General features: G+C 41.9%; 17 protein-coding genes. 9 read left to right on the top strand and 8 right to left on the bottom strand.

Features of this window, described 5'->3' with window-relative positions:
• Positions 1–4: 4 nt before the first annotated feature.
• Complete coding sequence (locus G6053_RS14305; protein WP_108634208.1) at positions 5–946, bottom strand: glycosyltransferase; 942 nt, start codon at positions 944–946, stop codon at positions 5–7.
• Positions 947–1,134: 188 nt separating this feature from the next.
• Here G6053_RS14305 and G6053_RS14300 point away from each other — a divergent pair, with 188 nt between their 5' ends.
• On the top strand, positions 1,135–2,652 hold the full coding sequence (locus G6053_RS14300; protein WP_241255001.1) for an MFS transporter: 1,518 nt from the start codon (positions 1,135–1,137) through the stop codon (positions 2,650–2,652).
• A gap of 36 nt (positions 2,653–2,688) precedes the next feature.
• On the opposite strand, the gene G6053_RS14295 is transcribed toward G6053_RS14300, so the two are convergent.
• Positions 2,689–3,423 (bottom strand): metallophosphoesterase, encoded by a 735-nt coding sequence (locus G6053_RS14295; RefSeq protein ID WP_108634209.1) that lies wholly within the window; start codon positions 3,421–3,423, stop codon positions 2,689–2,691.
• A 2-nt stretch (positions 3,424–3,425) separates the two neighbouring features.
• Positions 3,426–4,250 (bottom strand): hypothetical protein, encoded by an 825-nt coding sequence (locus G6053_RS14290; RefSeq protein ID WP_241255000.1) that lies wholly within the window; start codon positions 4,248–4,250, stop codon positions 3,426–3,428.
• Positions 4,251–4,409: 159 nt separating this feature from the next.
• On the opposite strand from G6053_RS14290, the gene G6053_RS14285 reads away from it, so the two are divergent.
• The 5 genes from G6053_RS14285 to G6053_RS14265 all read left to right on the top strand — a co-directional run bounded on the left by G6053_RS14285 (position 4,410) and on the right by G6053_RS14265 (position 8,377).
• Positions 4,410–4,895, top strand: a complete 486-nt coding sequence (locus G6053_RS14285; RefSeq protein ID WP_165306861.1) for a YetF domain-containing protein — start codon at positions 4,410–4,412, stop codon at positions 4,893–4,895.
• 23 nt (positions 4,896–4,918) lie between these two features.
• Positions 4,919–5,590 carry a DUF6766 family protein gene (locus G6053_RS14280; RefSeq protein WP_108634211.1) on the top strand — a complete coding sequence of 224 codons (672 nt, stop codon included), beginning with the start codon at positions 4,919–4,921 and terminating at the stop codon, positions 5,588–5,590.
• Between the two features lie 43 nt (positions 5,591–5,633).
• Positions 5,634–5,879 (top strand): hypothetical protein, encoded by a 246-nt coding sequence (locus tag G6053_RS14275; protein ID WP_108634212.1) that lies wholly within the window; start codon positions 5,634–5,636, stop codon positions 5,877–5,879.
• Between the two features lie 116 nt (positions 5,880–5,995).
• On the top strand, positions 5,996–6,202 hold the full coding sequence (locus tag G6053_RS14270; protein ID WP_108634213.1) for a hypothetical protein: 207 nt from the start codon (positions 5,996–5,998) through the stop codon (positions 6,200–6,202).
• An 18-nt stretch (positions 6,203–6,220) separates the two neighbouring features.
• Entirely contained in the window at positions 6,221–8,377 is a 2,157-nt protein-coding gene (locus G6053_RS14265; RefSeq protein WP_165306860.1) for a mechanosensitive ion channel domain-containing protein, read from the top strand.
• Between the two features lie 21 nt (positions 8,378–8,398).
• Here G6053_RS14265 and G6053_RS14260 read toward each other — a convergent pair whose 3' ends face one another.
• Together G6053_RS14260 and G6053_RS14255 are read right to left on the bottom strand one after the other, a co-directional pair.
• On the bottom strand, positions 8,399–8,902 hold the full coding sequence (locus tag G6053_RS14260) for a hypothetical protein (RefSeq protein ID WP_108634215.1): 504 nt from the start codon (positions 8,900–8,902) through the stop codon (positions 8,399–8,401).
• Between the two features lie 73 nt (positions 8,903–8,975).
• The gene (locus tag G6053_RS14255) at positions 8,976–9,590 is read right to left on the bottom strand and encodes a DUF4142 domain-containing protein (protein WP_165306859.1); all 615 of its coding nucleotides are present in this window, start codon (positions 9,588–9,590) and stop codon (positions 8,976–8,978) included.
• Between the two features lie 355 nt (positions 9,591–9,945).
• On the opposite strand from G6053_RS14255, the gene G6053_RS14250 reads away from it, so the two are divergent.
• The gene (locus G6053_RS14250) at positions 9,946–10,602 is read left to right on the top strand and encodes a response regulator transcription factor (protein ID WP_108634217.1); all 657 of its coding nucleotides are present in this window, start codon (positions 9,946–9,948) and stop codon (positions 10,600–10,602) included.
• An 86-nt stretch (positions 10,603–10,688) separates the two neighbouring features.
• Here G6053_RS14250 and G6053_RS14245 read toward each other — a convergent pair whose 3' ends face one another.
• Entirely contained in the window at positions 10,689–11,006 is a 318-nt protein-coding gene (locus G6053_RS14245; RefSeq protein WP_165306858.1) for a hypothetical protein, read from the bottom strand.
• Between the two features lie 256 nt (positions 11,007–11,262).
• Here G6053_RS14245 and G6053_RS14240 point away from each other — a divergent pair, with 256 nt between their 5' ends.
• Complete coding sequence (locus G6053_RS14240; protein WP_108634219.1) at positions 11,263–11,493, top strand: hypothetical protein; 231 nt, start codon at positions 11,263–11,265, stop codon at positions 11,491–11,493.
• A gap of 209 nt (positions 11,494–11,702) precedes the next feature.
• On the opposite strand, the gene G6053_RS14235 is transcribed toward G6053_RS14240, so the two are convergent.
• Together G6053_RS14235 and G6053_RS14230 are read right to left on the bottom strand one after the other, a co-directional pair.
• A complete protein-coding gene (locus G6053_RS14235; RefSeq protein ID WP_165306857.1) occupies positions 11,703–12,185 on the bottom strand; it encodes a low affinity iron permease family protein in 483 nt (160 codons plus the stop codon).
• 57 nt (positions 12,186–12,242) lie between these two features.
• Entirely contained in the window at positions 12,243–13,016 is a 774-nt protein-coding gene (locus G6053_RS14230; protein ID WP_108634220.1) for an SDR family oxidoreductase, read from the bottom strand.
• Between the two features lie 212 nt (positions 13,017–13,228).
• Between G6053_RS14230 and G6053_RS14225 the strand changes: the two genes are divergently transcribed.
• Positions 13,229–14,746, top strand: coding sequence for an FAD-dependent oxidoreductase (locus G6053_RS14225; protein ID WP_165306856.1), 1,518 nt, complete (start codon positions 13,229–13,231; stop codon positions 14,744–14,746).
• Positions 14,747–14,766 lie beyond the last annotated feature (20 nt).

The following is a 14,766-nucleotide window of genomic DNA, read 5'->3' as shown; positions in this document are numbered from 1 at the left end:
TGAGTTAATTAATTTTTTGATGAATGAGATAAGTCCATTGTTGTGCGAAACGCTGGATATCAAAAAGTTCAGCGGCCTTCTGCCTGGCCTGTTCACCTAAGTGCTGCGCATGCGTTGGACTGTCAAGCAGCATTTTCATTTTTTCAACCAAGGCGTCAATGTCCAAACCTATATATCCCGTTTTGCCATTTTCGATAATTGTTGACAGTTCAGTTGTCGCCAGACCAACGATGGGCAAGCCTACCATCATTGCTTCGCAGATTGCCAGTCCAAGACTTGTGTATCGGATTGGATTGAAAAAGAAACGGTAGTCCTTAATGAACTCAGGAAGTTCGGGATGCAGTACCTCCCCAATGCCCCAAGGTTCATTTCCCATGCCGATCAGATCCAACGGCACCTGTTTTTGAACGCGCTCAAATAAGTCACTGCCCAGCATGCGACCGCGGGATGGAAGGTTGTTCACAACCACAATCCCTCTGTCGAGAAGCCCTGTATATTTAACGCCATGCACATCGACACCATGCGTGATGACCCGTACGTCCGGAAGATCCGTTTTCCACATCAATTTATTGAAATGCGTCACATGTACCAATGTTACTGCGGGATTGGTCACGGGATGCACCTCGTCACAGGGCTGCTGCCAGGGTGGGTCATGCTCAATGTAAATACCGGGGAGTTGACGCTGCTCGGACGATAGGATATCATATTGATCCTGAAGATAATTTTCATCACATTGAAAGAGTATAAGGTCGAATTCAAGATTCCGTACTTCGCTTGCTGGAATCTCGATCACATTTTCTCCAAAAGGGAAGGTGCTACCTCTGCCGACATATCTGGGGCCGTGTTCTGGCGTATAGGGGACATAAAGAATGTAATCCCCCTGAGATAAATAGTATAAATAGGAGCCATGGATGTGCCAAGTGAGGACGCGTGGTTTGTGTGCCATAATTTTCTTGTTTAATAAAAAATAAAAGATCAACCATACTATCGAGGTCAGGTTCGTCCCTGCTATAAGCGTAATCAACTTATCTTTTGATTAATGAACTGCTGACGGAGGCAGTTGGTTGAATGGACTAATACCCTTTTAAAGGAATGAAATACTTTATCTTGCGTATAAAAACTATATTTTAACTTTTGAGCAACCAAACTATGCGGGCAGGCGTTACATCAGAAAACCCTATGGACATCAAGCCCAAGTTGCATCTGGAACCAGCAGAAATTAATAGAAGTCTGCGTATGGTCATTATTGATGGCTTGTGTTCTGAAGTGGTTGTCTGTTTGAGCAGTGGCGCGATTTTAGTCGGCGCGGCACTGCTGCTTGGTGCAAGCAACTTCCAGATTGGCTTACTTGCCTCGTTCCCTACGCTCTGTAACTTGGCACAACTGCTCACCATTCTATTGATACAGCGTTACCCCAACAGAAAGTTAATTACGGTCTTAGCGGTATTTCTGGCAAAGATGCCGCTGTTGATTATCGGAATCGTGTTATGGAGAAATACACAGCTATCTTTTAATATTCTGCTGGTTTTTATGTTTATTCATTATTTCCTGAGTGCAATTGGTGGGGCCGGATGGAATGCCTGGATTAAGGATCTTGTTCCCGAACAACAGTTGGGAACTTATTTTTCCAAACGCACACGGCTCATGCAGCTAACAAATATTGCTGTAAGTCTGGCTGTGGCAGCATTGGTTGATTATTATACCAAATACAAGGGGGATGAATTACCCAATCTGTATGGCATTTATTTTTTTGCTGCCGGTCTGATAGGCGCAATTGGCGCGTTCTTCCTCGTACAGGCCACCGAGCCCAAACAAGAAATATCTGGCGGGAATTTAGGCCGATTATTACTCGAGCCACTAAAAAATACAAACTTTAAGAATCTACTTTTCTTTAATGCCGCCTGGGTACTGGCGATCAACTTAGCGATTCCCTTTTTCACGGTCTTTATGCTCCAAACCTTGGGGCTGTCGATGAAAGTTGTTATTTTGTTGACCGTGGTCAGTCAGATAGCCAGTGTTGCCGGTCTTCCTTTATGGGGCAAATTATCGGATCGGTATAGTAATAAAAGTATAATTTACCTTACGGCACCAATCTATATCTGCTGTATTCTTTTATGGATATTTGTTGGCATTTATTCCCGGGCACTACCCAATCTGATTCTTTTGGTCATCCTCCATATCATGACCGGGATTTCGACGGGAGGTATCAATTTGGCGCTTACAAACATTGGCCTGAAACTCGCGCCAAAAACCGATGCTATTATATATATCACTGTAAAGAATATGGTAGCCTCATTTTTTACTGCCCTTGGGCCTATATTAGGTGGTTTAATGGTAGACTACTTCGCGACACGAGAACTTCAGATCAGCATTTCCTGGAAGAGTCCGAATTTGGAATCTGTTGCAAAATTGATTTATCTGCATGAATGGAATTTTCTCTTTCTATTGGCTTCAATACTGTCTTTTTTTTCGCTTCGCTGGCTTGGCAAAGTCCAGGAGAACGGGGAAGTAAGTCACCAATTGGTAAAGCGCATTATGAAAAAGCGGTTTCGGGCCGGGTTAAAGGAGCGTCTGCTTGTGGGGAATATTATTACTTTACATGCGCAATTAAAACAGATTTTGAAACGAAAAGAGCTACCCACCAAGGAATAAGTCACGACAACATAATCACCCAAAGTGAGCACCTCACTAGATATCGATAAGGGCAAAACTGGTATCATCGCCATGATGCGCCTTCAAAACGGGAACGGCCACATTGTAAATGGGGATGCCTGCCGGCGATTGTGCTTTAAATTTGCCCGCATGAGCATGCCCATGGAATGCGGCTGTAACATTTCGGCGCTGAATAGGTTCCATCAGATGTGTTGAGCCCAAAAAAGGATAAATCTCTTTGGGTTCGCCCACTACGGTATCCGCGATGGGGGCGTAATGGAGCAAGGCCACTTTTTTTATGTCTGTATATTCCTGCTCTAGCCTGGCAAGAGCCCGATCCAATAGGAGGGATTCATTAACTGCTTCCTGAACAAAACTTTTCATTGCATCTTCGCCAAACATCGAGAGCATATAGCGGTCAAACCCCCCGCCAAAACCCTTGACGCCAGCAAAACCGATATCTGCTACGACAATAGCCTCCCCATCCAGGACGGTAACTTTGCTATCGGTTAGAATCTGACGAATCTGCTTTTGACGGCCCTTTTCATAATCATGATTCCCAAGGACCGCAATCACCGGAATTTGTAAGTGTTTTAATTCCGTGACGAGCATTTCCGCTTCTTCTTCATCTCCGGTATCTGTCAGATCGCCACATAATAGCAGGACTTTGGCTTTGGGAGAGATTTCCTCAAATATAGTTTTCCATTTTCCCTGTTGGCTCTGATTCATATGAATATCACCTATTGCCGCAATTGTTGTTTTCCTTGCCATCGCTATACAGTTTTTATAGTATATGATTTATAATCCCATTCTTTAATATCAATTTGATATTGCGTTTGATCGATCAGCGGACCCAAGCACACTTTTTCGAGACAGGGGGGAAGTTCATACTGTTCCTGTGCGCGTTTGATCAACTCGTCAAACAGATCCCGTGGAATGATCTCGCGATAATCATGTGGATAAGTAAACTGGAATATAATCAGCTGCGCCAATAAAAGATGCCAATGTTGGTCCATGCGCATCAATAAATGATTCCAGTCAAATTGTTTTCCATAGCGGAGCCACAAATGATTAATGTCAGCGCTATCATGACGTTCCCTATTCTGTACATATAATTTGCACCAGACAAGTTCTTCTGCCGGAACATAACGTACGGGCGTGTCAAATAATATGCCTTCGGGCGCACGATCGTACCAATCCTGTTCAATGGTGCAATTATGATTGACACTGTCGAATATAATATCAATAAAATAAGGTGCTTTATGGATTTTGGCAAGCCACCGGACATCGGTCAATTCAGTCTGGTAACCATTGGCTGCGAAATGTTTCAGGATCGCGGGATACGCACTGCTCTTACAAAAAATATCGAGATCTTTAGTGGGCCGAATAATCCCCGTATAATGAAACATAGCCAGTGCACCACCAACCATAAATGAGCTGCCGCTGGTATGTAGCAGCTGTAACGTATCCTTAAAAAATGAAATGCACTCTTCAGGGGGATTATCAAGATCGATCATAGTATCGTTTTTATTTTTACATAAAACAGCCTTAAAATCGTAGTAGTTTGGATTCAGCAGGTGAAAACGTATTCCCCACATTTAGCTCAGGTATAAGTACTTGATTTCCATTCTTAGGCAAACCGCTTCAACGCTTGGAGACGTTCTATTCAAAGCAAAAGGAGCTGTTTGTTCACAAAGGATTTAACCACAAACAGTTTACCTCTTGTTTATCGGAAAATTAAACTAAACTTAAAAATCATGGAAAGTTTATTCGGCTCGGGAGAGGATCTCTCGATGATTCAGATGGGAATCCGCGCATTCATCATGTTCATGGTTGCCCTTTTTTTAGTTCGTTTGGGTGGAATCAGGATGTTGGGCAGAAAATCAGGAGTTGATTTTGTTATTATAATCATGTTGGGCGCGGTATTGGCACGGGGGATTGTAGGGGCTTCACCTTTTATGTCGACCGTATTTGTAGGAGCTGTAATGATTATGGTCAATAAGATCTTGGTGCAAGTATCAGCTCGCCTTCCTTATTTAGGTAATCTCGTCAAAGGAAAACCCGCTGTATTATATAAAAATGATCAGATTCAATGGGATCAGATGGATCGATTAGGAGTCAGTCGAACAGATCTATTGACGAGCTTGCGCCTGGAAACCCACAGTATACATCTCGATGAAGTTGATATCGCACTCATGGAACCCAATGGCCGGATCAGCTTTACCCTGAAAACAAAAGCATAATATTTTATGATAAAATAACAGTTATGAAAACAAAAGAATCTTATTCCTTTTTATACCGGAATGGTTTGAGCCTGGTATTCTTAACCCTTTTTATTTTTGCACTCGGCATGCAATTTATCACAGGTTGGAAGGTGCACAACGAGGAATTACAACAAGCGGAGCAAGTACCCTTGACATTAGTTTCCTACCTCAGAACCGGACATTTTATTTCGGCCACTTTTGAAAATTTTGAAAGTGAATTTTTACAGATGGCGCTCTATGTCATGCTTACCGTGGGATTGCGCCAATGGGGATCCGCTGAATCAAAAAAACTGGATGAACCCGAGGAGGTGGATCGTGATCCAAAGCCGAGCCCGGATGCACCTTATCCTGTTCAAAAGGGAGGATGGTTGCTGCGTATATACAGTTCTTCTTTGTTTATTTGCTTTGCGCTGCTTTTCCTGATCAGCTGGGCCGCACATTTCTATGGAAGCTGGCGCCAGCATAATGTGGAACAATCACTCGATGGTTTGCCGCCTGATGCTGCATTAGCTTATCTGCTGATGCCTGAATTTTGGTTTGAGACGTTTCAAAACTGGCAGAGTGAATTTTTATCTGTACTTTCTATTGTATTTTTTACAATTTTTTTAAGGCAAAAGGGATCACCGGAATCCAAACCCGTAGATGCGCCCCATGCACAAACCGGAAAGAACTGATCTGTTAACGATTAAAAATTTATCAAAATAAATCGGACAAGAAATGAAAAAATCGAAATTAATGATAGGCGTTCTGGGTGTAGCATTCACGCTGCTTGCATGTAAGGATAGAACGAATAAAACCGCTGACGATAATGTAATCGCGACCGATAGCTCAGAGACGAGTCATGGTGTGCCGCTGGATAATATTCACCGTAGCCGCCCCGCAGATACACTTCAGGACAGTAGCGGTACCAAAGATCAGGCTGTTCCTTTGGACAATCTTGACCGGGAAAAGGACGGCGAATAAGTTTACGTAGTTCTACCTGTTATTGTTAGCAAGTACTCAAATTGGAAGTTAGGAGAACTTTTCCATTTTTGATAACGTTCAACATTCAAATAGTTTGAACACTTAAACACTTGTATATGAAAAAAATCAGTCTTTTAGTCGTATTACTTCTTGGATTGTGGGGATGCGACAACAGTAGCAATAAGGGAAATAAGGCAAACGGTTCTTATGATTCATCCATGACACCGGACGAAGGGCAGACTCCTCCAGCTGGCAGGGATACGCTTGCTTCAGATAGTACGGATAGCCTACAACGTCAGCCATCTCCGGCGAAACCACAATAGCGAGTCTGAATACAAGTTATGGTGGTTGGAAGAAGAATTCTATCAAAATGCAGCATTTGGAGGCTGGGTAGCTTCGTTTACCTGAGCCTCTTTTGTGCGCTGCTGTATGGGCAGCCGCTAGATTCAACTAAGGCTCCTTTAGATTCAGCAAGTTTAAGGGACTCGCTACCGGAGAGCCCCCTTATTACCTTAAGAAATTATGCCCATCAATGGCGGGCACAGCTGGATCGCTATTATTCCGAACTGGACAGCGTCAAGCGTACTATTGCCTGGCAGCGTCAAGAACGTAACCAATCTATTCCACTGCAGGTACAGCGCTATATCACCCGAACCATTCCACCGGTAAAGGAGCTAGGGAATAAAATCAAAAATGCACAGAAGCGAGTCATACTGCCTGACTCCATGGCTTCAGCATGGAAAGGTGTGCAAGATAGCGTAGCTACTTTAGCCACGGAGGCCGAACAGTTGCTTGTTGACTTATCCGATATGGGCGCGAAAGCAAAACAACAGCAACAGGTCGTCCGGGCAGCGCAAACAGGTACGTTTTGGTCACATTTACAAAACGTGATACGCAATAATCTCGAACAGGATGGATTATCGCTACACTATTACGATACTGCCTGGGACGGTCGATTGTTGCTGGTACTGGTGAGTCTAGCCTATTTGTATTGTTTATATCTGATGCGGCGGCGAGCCGTAGGGGCCGGGGAGGAGCTACCACTTCACCGTAATCAACCCTGGTGGATTCCCTTATTAAAATTTGCGGTTTTCTTTCTTCTTATGTTGCCCTTAACATCATTCCGCATCCCAGTGCTGGTACTCGAATTAAGCTACCTATTACTATTTATCTTTTTATATATTCTGCTTCATGTCGAACTTTCGGTCGAGAAAGTTCGTATTATGCGCTTAGTTTTCCTTTATTATATTGCCTTGTTAGTGATTCACCTGGTCGTGGGCACGGATTTGCTGACAAGGGGCATTGCTGTGCTGGTGAATTTGGCTGGTCTACGTTTGGTCTGGGCTTTGGGAAAACATACCGATGAAAACAATCCTTTTGATCACCTGCATTATTTTATGCGATGGATATTGCTTTTGGTAGGCATACTAGCCATTTTATTTAACCTTTTTGGTTTTCTAAATCTAGCACGGATATGCAGTATTGCAGTAGGTATTGGCCTCCTGCAGGCTTTATCTATAAGGGCTTTTCGGGATATGTTAGCACATGATATCGTCAATTCTTATGAAAAGGCAAGCGAGGAACGTTTCATACGGCGCTTCGATAAGACGAAAATGGTCCAGACATTGGGCCGAATTGTTGGGCTTTTCGCCTTTATTCTTGTCCTGATTGTTTGGACAAATAGCCTGCACCTCACCAGTGAGGTGCGCCGCCTGTTGGATAGCCTGCTAAATAGTAGTCACAGTATAGGAAGTATAACCTACACCTATGGTGACATTCTCCTCGCAATTGCAGTAATTGCCCTCGCAAACTGGCTACAAAAGAATTTGAAAGACTTGCTGGATGACCCCAACTCCAACAAAAATCCGCGTCGGACAGCTCTTCTGCCCTTGGTCCGTGTATTTATTTTCATTGTCGGCTTTCTGATAGGTATACGGATTTTAGGGCTTAGTATGGATAAACTTACGGTAATCGTAGGAGCTTTGAGTGTTGGTATTGGTTTGGGCCTGCAAAACATTATCAATAATTTTGTATCAGGGGTTATTCTGGTTTTTGAACGGCCATTTAAAGTCGGAGATTATGTAGAGCTGGCCGATAAAAAAGGGCAAGTATTGCAGATCGGTATTCGATCCAGTATTTTGCTTACTGACCAAGGGGCACAGGTCATTATTCCAAATGGCGATCTACTCTCCGGGCGTTTGGTCAATTGGACATTCGGTGAAGCAGATATCCGCTTAAATCTACAATTAACCTTTATTACGAAAAGGGCTGTCGCGCAATGGAAGCAATGGCTCCATGAGATAATCCCTTCCTTTGATGAAATTGATCCGGGCATCCCATTGAAAATATTCACCAAGGATATAACAGCAGAAGCATATATTCTGTCGGTGCAGGTTGGGATTCAAAATGTACAACAGATCGAACGTTTCAGAAGTAAGTTTTTGGAGACTGTCAGGATTGAAGCGATTAAATACGATACGAAAGTTAGTTCGGCCTAGCGAAACAATGCACCCTTACCATTAGCATTTTTTTTCAGACCGATAATAAAGCCAACCTTGTAGATTTTCCAGTTCCTCGGGCTTACTCAGATCAACAATTGTATTGAGTGCCAATTCGAGCGATTGTAGACTATCAGCATTGAGTTCATAAATCGGATAGAATATCGCATGTTCGTTGGGCATATCGACATTTCCCTGTAACCATTTGTAACCTTCCGCATGAAGATTATCGATCAACGTATCGGTAATGGCATTTAGATAGCGCATCATTTTTTGTATCCATAGGCGCTCATCATCAATTTTATCTGGATAATGCTCCAGGGTAAAGTCTAGGATCAGTTGCTCCCCTTCATCATTCATGCCCTCACGGATCATAGCAAGGCCCATACTTCTGACTTCTTCTTGATAATAATCCTCTCCATAGTTAAAACTGATTTCGCCGGCACTTGGGCTGGCTTCAATTTTCGCCCGGAGGGCCATCTGTCTATTTAAAAGTTCATGTATATAATCGAATGTCTGTTGCATAATTATTTTGTTTAAAAGGAGAGGACAAAGCCGATTGCTTTGTCCTCAACATTGGAAAGTTGGAGTATAAAAACTATTTTAAACTGGGTCTGACTGGTTTTAATTTGGTCGGACTAGGAGCGCCCGGGCTCGTATTTTTTAATGTATCTTTTGTTGTAGTATCTGCCGCTGGCTGCATAGTCTTTAGCTGATCGAGATGTTTCTGGAAAGCCGGAATTTTGTCGGTTGCAAATTTACGCAGTTCTGCGTCTGTAGTGGCAGTGCCGGTGCTGGCATCCTTGAAAAGGGTAATAGCATCCTGGTGGCTTTTGGCCATCAGATCAACATAAGTACGATCAAAATTGGCTGGGTCCGCATTGTTCAACTGCTCGATTGATTGCTCGTAGTTTTGATTATCGGGCGTGCTCAATTGCCAGTTTTTGTTTTTAACCAATGTTGCCAGTTCGTTTCCGGCGGCTGTATGATCATCGACGATCATTTGCGCATATTGCTTAATGTTTTGATCCTGCGATTTTGTCAGCGCAATATTTGCTGCCTGGATTTCAAAGTTATTGCTTGCTGTCGCTTTACTAGCAAAGTCTATATCCCCAGTTTGTGCTTGGGTCTGACTAGTATCCTGTGCGTAAATGACCATTGTCCAGGTCATTATGGCTATACATAAGCCAACGATTTTTAAAATGATTTTCATAATGCAATTATTTAATATTTAACGATTCTCTTTGTCGCGTGTGTCGCTTTTTCTATGGCGATAATTTATAATAATATAAGTGGCTACCAGAATAAAAACAATACCAATAATAATAGATGTAAACATAAGCTCTTCCTTAAATAATGTATTGCTTTAGGAACACAGCCCAATAGACTAGCGTTTTGAAAATCATTATTTTAGGTATTTAAAGCAAAATTTGTGGCTGATACGCAGGCTTATCGTAAAAGTCCGTTTCTGCTATAAAATAAATTCAAAAAAAACTATTCATCTATCAGGGTTGTTTCAGTAAAAAAACAATTTATTCATCTTAAATCACGAAGAAAAACAGATAGCTATGGCACAGTTACTTTTAGTAGACGACCATGCACTGGTACGTTCAGGTTTCCGATTAATTTTAGAGACTCAAGAAGATATAACTGTAATTGCTGAGGCAGAAAATGGTAAAAATGCCTTGGAGTATCTTGTAGATGCTCCTCAGCCGGATCTCATTCTTACAGATCTCCATATGGATAAAATGGATGGTATAAGATTTATTAAGGCAATAAAAGCACGCTATCCTGACATCAAAATTATTATATTAACCATGGATAATGATTTTCATCTCGTAGCTAATGCATTTGATCTTGGTGTTGATGGGTATCTGCTCAAAAGTTCCCACTTGGATGAGATTCTATTTGGTATCAGACAGGTTCAACGTGGCGGGCGTTATATCAGCTCTGCACTTTCATTTGATCTGATGGATTATTCGGCTCAGCATATTCCAAAGGAGGTAAATAAAACTGACGTTATGACGAGGTATGATCTCTCTGAACGTGAACTATTGGTATTGGAACGAATTGCTGAAGGTTATACCAATGCCGAGATAGCGGATCAAATATTTTTAAGCAAACGTACTGTGGAAGGCCATCGGCAACAGTTATTGGAGAAAACAAATTCTCGTAATACAGCCGGATTGATCCGATTTGGATTTAAAACCAAACTGTTAAGTTAAACGATTCGCTGCCTTAATGGCATTGTCAAACCAGATAAATGGGCCGGTATTGAAATTAATACGGCCCATTATGAATACCTTTTTTGTTAAATTGTTGTCTCATTTAAGTCCGAAGGGGGATTTCGAGGTTCTACGGGAACACCTTCCGCATCGTTGGCGCTTTCGTCGATTTCTTCTTCATTTAGCTCAGGAACTTCTTCCTGTTCACCAAGGTCTAATTCTTCCCCTGTGTCCAGATCCTCCTGATCGATTTCGGGTTGATCATTGGGATCATTTTCCGGTAACTCTTCTTCGGGTCGATCCGGTATATCCTCCGGAAAATCATTTGGACCACCCTGAATGACGGTGAATGCAATGATCGGTATACCTTGATACCTTTCTTGCGTAATCAGATTTCTGTTCATTTATTTTATATTAGTTTCATACGACGAACAGATCTATTCTGCAAATAGTTAGTAGAATTAGTACGATTTCGGGGACGATTAGTACGTAAAAGCAATCATTTTATACAACGCGGTTTTATCGCTTGAATATGAGGTTTTTACCTTTTATAAGGATTATATGCTTGTTTTGGAGATTTCTAATCATCTATGTGAACGAATAAACTTTTGAAGCTGTTTAGTTAAATGAACCGCTCTTTGAGCATAAACATTTAGCATTATGGCACTAACAACTGGAAACGAGGGTGAAATCACCAAAAAAATTGAAAAACAAACTTCTAAAGTCCCTTCAACGGTATTCTTAGGGGCAGCTTTACTCGCAATGGGCGTATCAGCTGCGTTAAAATGTATGATGCAAGATAAAACGGCATTGTTCGTTGGACAATGGGCTGCACCATTTTTATTATTGGGTATCTACAACAAGATCGTTAAAACTGAAGGCCACGACTAGGATCTCTGTTCTTCTAATTGAAGGAAAAGGAAACAGGATTGTCCAAATTCTTTGGACAATCCTATTTTTTTGTTTAAAACTATTGCTTAACAGATTTTTAGGCCCGCTAATTCTTTCCCGCTCTTGGGATAAAGAAATATGGATTAAGCGATAAGCTTGATAGCATACGCAATTAAATTAATTGGATTACGCATTTTTGCTCTTAAGTCCTACTGATGTTTCATCTCGGAACTACTATCTTTTCGTTTTTGACGCTGTTTATTTTTGAAATCATGGTTTTCTTGGGCTGCATCAATGGAATGTGTATGCGTTAGATCATTCTCTTTGAGGGCAAGTTTCGCGATATGCGCGTAAAACTTGGCAAGCTGGTCCAGTTCCTCCTCACTCAAATCCTCTAAACTCACCATCCGGTTGCTCGTTCCTTCATGGGAGGCAATCAACTCATTGAGTTTTAAATGGAGTGCTTTGGAATCTTTATTCTGTGATTTTTGGATTAGAAATACCATGAGAAAGGTAATAATTGTGGTACCCGTGTTGATCACCAGTTGCCAGGTTTCAGAGTAATCAAAGATAGGACCGCTTACTGCCCAGACAATAACAGTGGACGTTGCCAAAATAAATGCCGCTGAGCTTCCGGTTGCGTGTGTAGCCCAGTTTGAAAACCGTTCGAATAAATTTTTCTTTTTTTTCATGCCTTCTACTTTGATCATTTAATCATTTGATGCCTTTTATCTAGGCTTGATGCCATTTTATATAATTTGACGTAAAGGTTTTACCTGCATACTTACGACTGAGGTACGCTCAGGTTGAGATAGCATAAACACAATGGACCGGGCGATGTCCTCCGCGTATAGCATTTCCATCGATTCAATTTTTTTGCGCTGCTCTGTTGGAGAGTAGGGTTGCATGTCGGTTCCAACAGAACCTGGTTCGATAAGTGATATCTGAATGCCCTTGGGGTTAGCTTCCTTCCGCAACGATTCTGTGAAGGCTTGAATACCGCCTTTGGTACATACATAAACAGAACTTTGCGCTTCACGTATGTCTGCGCTCATAGACCCTACATTGACGATGTGCCCTGCACCCCGTGGTTCCATCCGGTACAAGGCTGCTTGAGCACAGGCAAGGTACGCAAGGACGTTGGTTCGTAAAATGTAAGCCTGATCGTTATAACTGCCATCTTTGACAGATTGAAAAGCGATCGCAGCATTATTAATAAGGATATCCAATTGATCATACATCTGGTCAAACTTTTCAAAAAGTTCTCGTATGCCATCCTCAGTGGCTAAATCAATAGCTATTCCTGTCAGTAAACCTGGGGCATTCAATTCTTCAAAATCGCGTAAGGTATCGTGGAGCTGCTGTTCATGATGACCACATATAAAAACGTCGTTGCCCAAGGCTGCTAGAAGTAGTGCCGTGGCCCTTCCAATACCGGTCGTACCTCCAGTAATCATTATCTTCTTATCCTTTACCCAGGGTGGGATAACGGAATTTACATAATCGTTAAAATTATTCGTCATGGTCCTTTAGTTTTTATCTTCCTCTTTTTGGGAAAGAACATTAGTGGTAATTGGATAGTTTGCTTCTATATACGACGACGTATTTCTTCTTTTTTTTCCGTATTTAATCTTAAAACGATTAGTTCGGGTGTTGGTTCTTATTGTACAAATCATAATTAGTAGACCACAAAGAACTGGAAACCTAAGTTCCCAGTCTTTAAAATTGAATCGATATGAAACGTGACGGTAGCAACAAGAGCTTTTGGCAAACTGTCGAAGAGCAAAATTTCTCAACGGATTTCAGCGACCTAGAATTTGATACCATTATTGTTGGGGCGGGTATCACTGGTGTGACGCTTGCAAAGGAACTTCAGGACAGAGGTCTGAAATGCTTGCTTTTGGATAAAGAAAATCCTGGTTTCGGTACCACAGGCGGCACGACTGCCCATATCAATAATTTTTACGATGCCTCGTATGATGAAATTATGCATAAATTCGGAGAAGAATCAGCACGGTTGTTAGTTAAGAGCACGAAAGACACATTAGATTATATCAAGAAAAATGTGTTGAAATATAGCATAGATTGTGATTTTAGTACATGTAATTTTTTTCTTTTTAGCGCCGAAGATACACAAAATGAAAAGCTTGATAGCATTCTTGCTGCCCATCAGCAATTGGATGTAAAAACTACTCCAAGTGCTACACTGCCGTTCAACCTTCCTTTTGCAAAAGCTATCCGTATTGAGGGACAGGCACAATTTCATCCGCTAAAATATTTAATTCGGCTTTTGGATGCTTATAGACAAGCTGGGGGCGCCATATTGACAAACCAATCTATTGTTGAATATCAAAATCAAGAAAACGAAATTAGATTGAAAACAAGTGATGAACGCATTTTTACAGCAAAGAATATCATCTGGGCGACCCATATACCACCCGGAAAAAATAGGTTTGACTTGCTGGTGGCTCCCTATCGGAGTTATGTGCTTACGTTGAAGCTCCGGAACCCTCCAGAAATACTGGCGCAGACAGCAGATTTATATGATCCATATCATTACTTTAGATATCACCGGGATGGCGACACTTATTATCTCATTGCAGGGGGATTCGACCATAAGACCGGGGATGAAAATAATACGGAAAAACATTTTAATGATCTCAAAGAGCGGGTGGATAAATATTTTGAATACGATGAGTTAACTGCACAATGGTCTTCACAGTATTATGTTTCAGCAGATGGTTTACCCTATATTGGCCGCATGCCCCATGAGCCCAACGTCTATATCGCAACTGGCTACGGCGGAAATGGAATGACTTTCGGTTCAATGGCTTCTCTAATCATTCCTGATCTGCTCCAGGGCAAAGAAACATCTTTATCCAAATTGCTATCGCCAGCCCGCGTTAAGCCAGTTGCAAGTGCTAAAAGTGTACTCTCGGAGGGATGGAACGCTACACAGCACTTTATCATGGATAAATTGTCTGCTAATAAGATTAAAGAATTTGAAGATGTGCCGCTGCTGCAACAGGGTAGTGTGGTGAAATATCAAGGCAAAACACTTGCCGTTTACCGTGATGAGCACGGAGCTTTGTATTGCCTAAGTTCAATTTGCCCACACATGGGCTGTACAGTAAGCTGGAATGCCGCTGAAAAATCTTGGGACTGTCCCTGCCATGGATCCCGTTTTGATATTGAAGGTAAGCTATTAAATGGCCCTGCGGTTTCGGGCCTTTCGCGCGTAGACACATACTGATTTTTTGTTCAGCAGAGCAT

The sequence above is a fragment of the Sphingobacterium sp. DR205 genome (assembly GCF_011064245.1).
GTDB classification, from domain to species: Bacteria; Bacteroidota; Bacteroidia; order Sphingobacteriales; family Sphingobacteriaceae; genus Sphingobacterium; species Sphingobacterium athyrii.
Note: the sequence above shows the minus strand (reverse complement) of the source record. Positions and strands in the feature narration are given on the sequence as shown.

What these genes read in the sequence shown, in the direction of transcription:
- G6053_RS14265 (WP_165306860.1), top strand. Translation starts at nt 6,221, where the DNA reads ATGGTGGTTGGAAGAAGAATTCTATCAAAATGCAGCATTTGGAGGCTG.
- G6053_RS14280 (WP_108634211.1), top strand. Translation starts at nt 4,919, where the DNA reads ATGAAAACAAAAGAATCTTATTCCTTTTTATACCGGAATGGTTTGAGC.
- G6053_RS14225 (WP_165306856.1), top strand. Translation starts at nt 13,229, where the DNA reads ATGAAACGTGACGGTAGCAACAAGAGCTTTTGGCAAACTGTCGAAGAG.
- G6053_RS14230 (WP_108634220.1), bottom strand. Translation starts at nt 13,016, where the DNA reads ATGACGAATAATTTTAACGATTATGTAAATTCCGTTATCCCACCCTGG.
- G6053_RS14270 (WP_108634213.1), top strand. Translation starts at nt 5,996, where the DNA reads ATGAAAAAAATCAGTCTTTTAGTCGTATTACTTCTTGGATTGTGGGGA.
- G6053_RS14255 (WP_165306859.1), bottom strand. Translation starts at nt 9,590, where the DNA reads ATGAAAATCATTTTAAAAATCGTTGGCTTATGTATAGCCATAATGACC.
- G6053_RS14240 (WP_108634219.1), top strand. Translation starts at nt 11,263, where the DNA reads ATGGCACTAACAACTGGAAACGAGGGTGAAATCACCAAAAAAATTGAA.
- G6053_RS14260 (WP_108634215.1), bottom strand. Translation starts at nt 8,902, where the DNA reads ATGCAACAGACATTCGATTATATACATGAACTTTTAAATAGACAGATG.
- G6053_RS14290 (WP_241255000.1), bottom strand. Translation starts at nt 4,250, where the DNA reads ATGTGGGGAATACGTTTTCACCTGCTGAATCCAAACTACTACGATTTT.
- G6053_RS14235 (WP_165306857.1), bottom strand. Translation starts at nt 12,185, where the DNA reads ATGAAAAAAAAGAAAAATTTATTCGAACGGTTTTCAAACTGGGCTACA.
- G6053_RS14295 (WP_108634209.1), bottom strand. Translation starts at nt 3,423, where the DNA reads ATGGCAAGGAAAACAACAATTGCGGCAATAGGTGATATTCATATGAAT.
- G6053_RS14285 (WP_165306861.1), top strand. Translation starts at nt 4,410, where the DNA reads ATGGAAAGTTTATTCGGCTCGGGAGAGGATCTCTCGATGATTCAGATG.
- G6053_RS14305 (WP_108634208.1), bottom strand. Translation starts at nt 946, where the DNA reads ATGGCACACAAACCACGCGTCCTCACTTGGCACATCCATGGCTCCTAT.
- G6053_RS14245 (WP_165306858.1), bottom strand. Translation starts at nt 11,006, where the DNA reads ATGAACAGAAATCTGATTACGCAAGAAAGGTATCAAGGTATACCGATC.
- G6053_RS14275 (WP_108634212.1), top strand. Translation starts at nt 5,634, where the DNA reads ATGAAAAAATCGAAATTAATGATAGGCGTTCTGGGTGTAGCATTCACG.
- G6053_RS14250 (WP_108634217.1), top strand. Translation starts at nt 9,946, where the DNA reads ATGGCACAGTTACTTTTAGTAGACGACCATGCACTGGTACGTTCAGGT.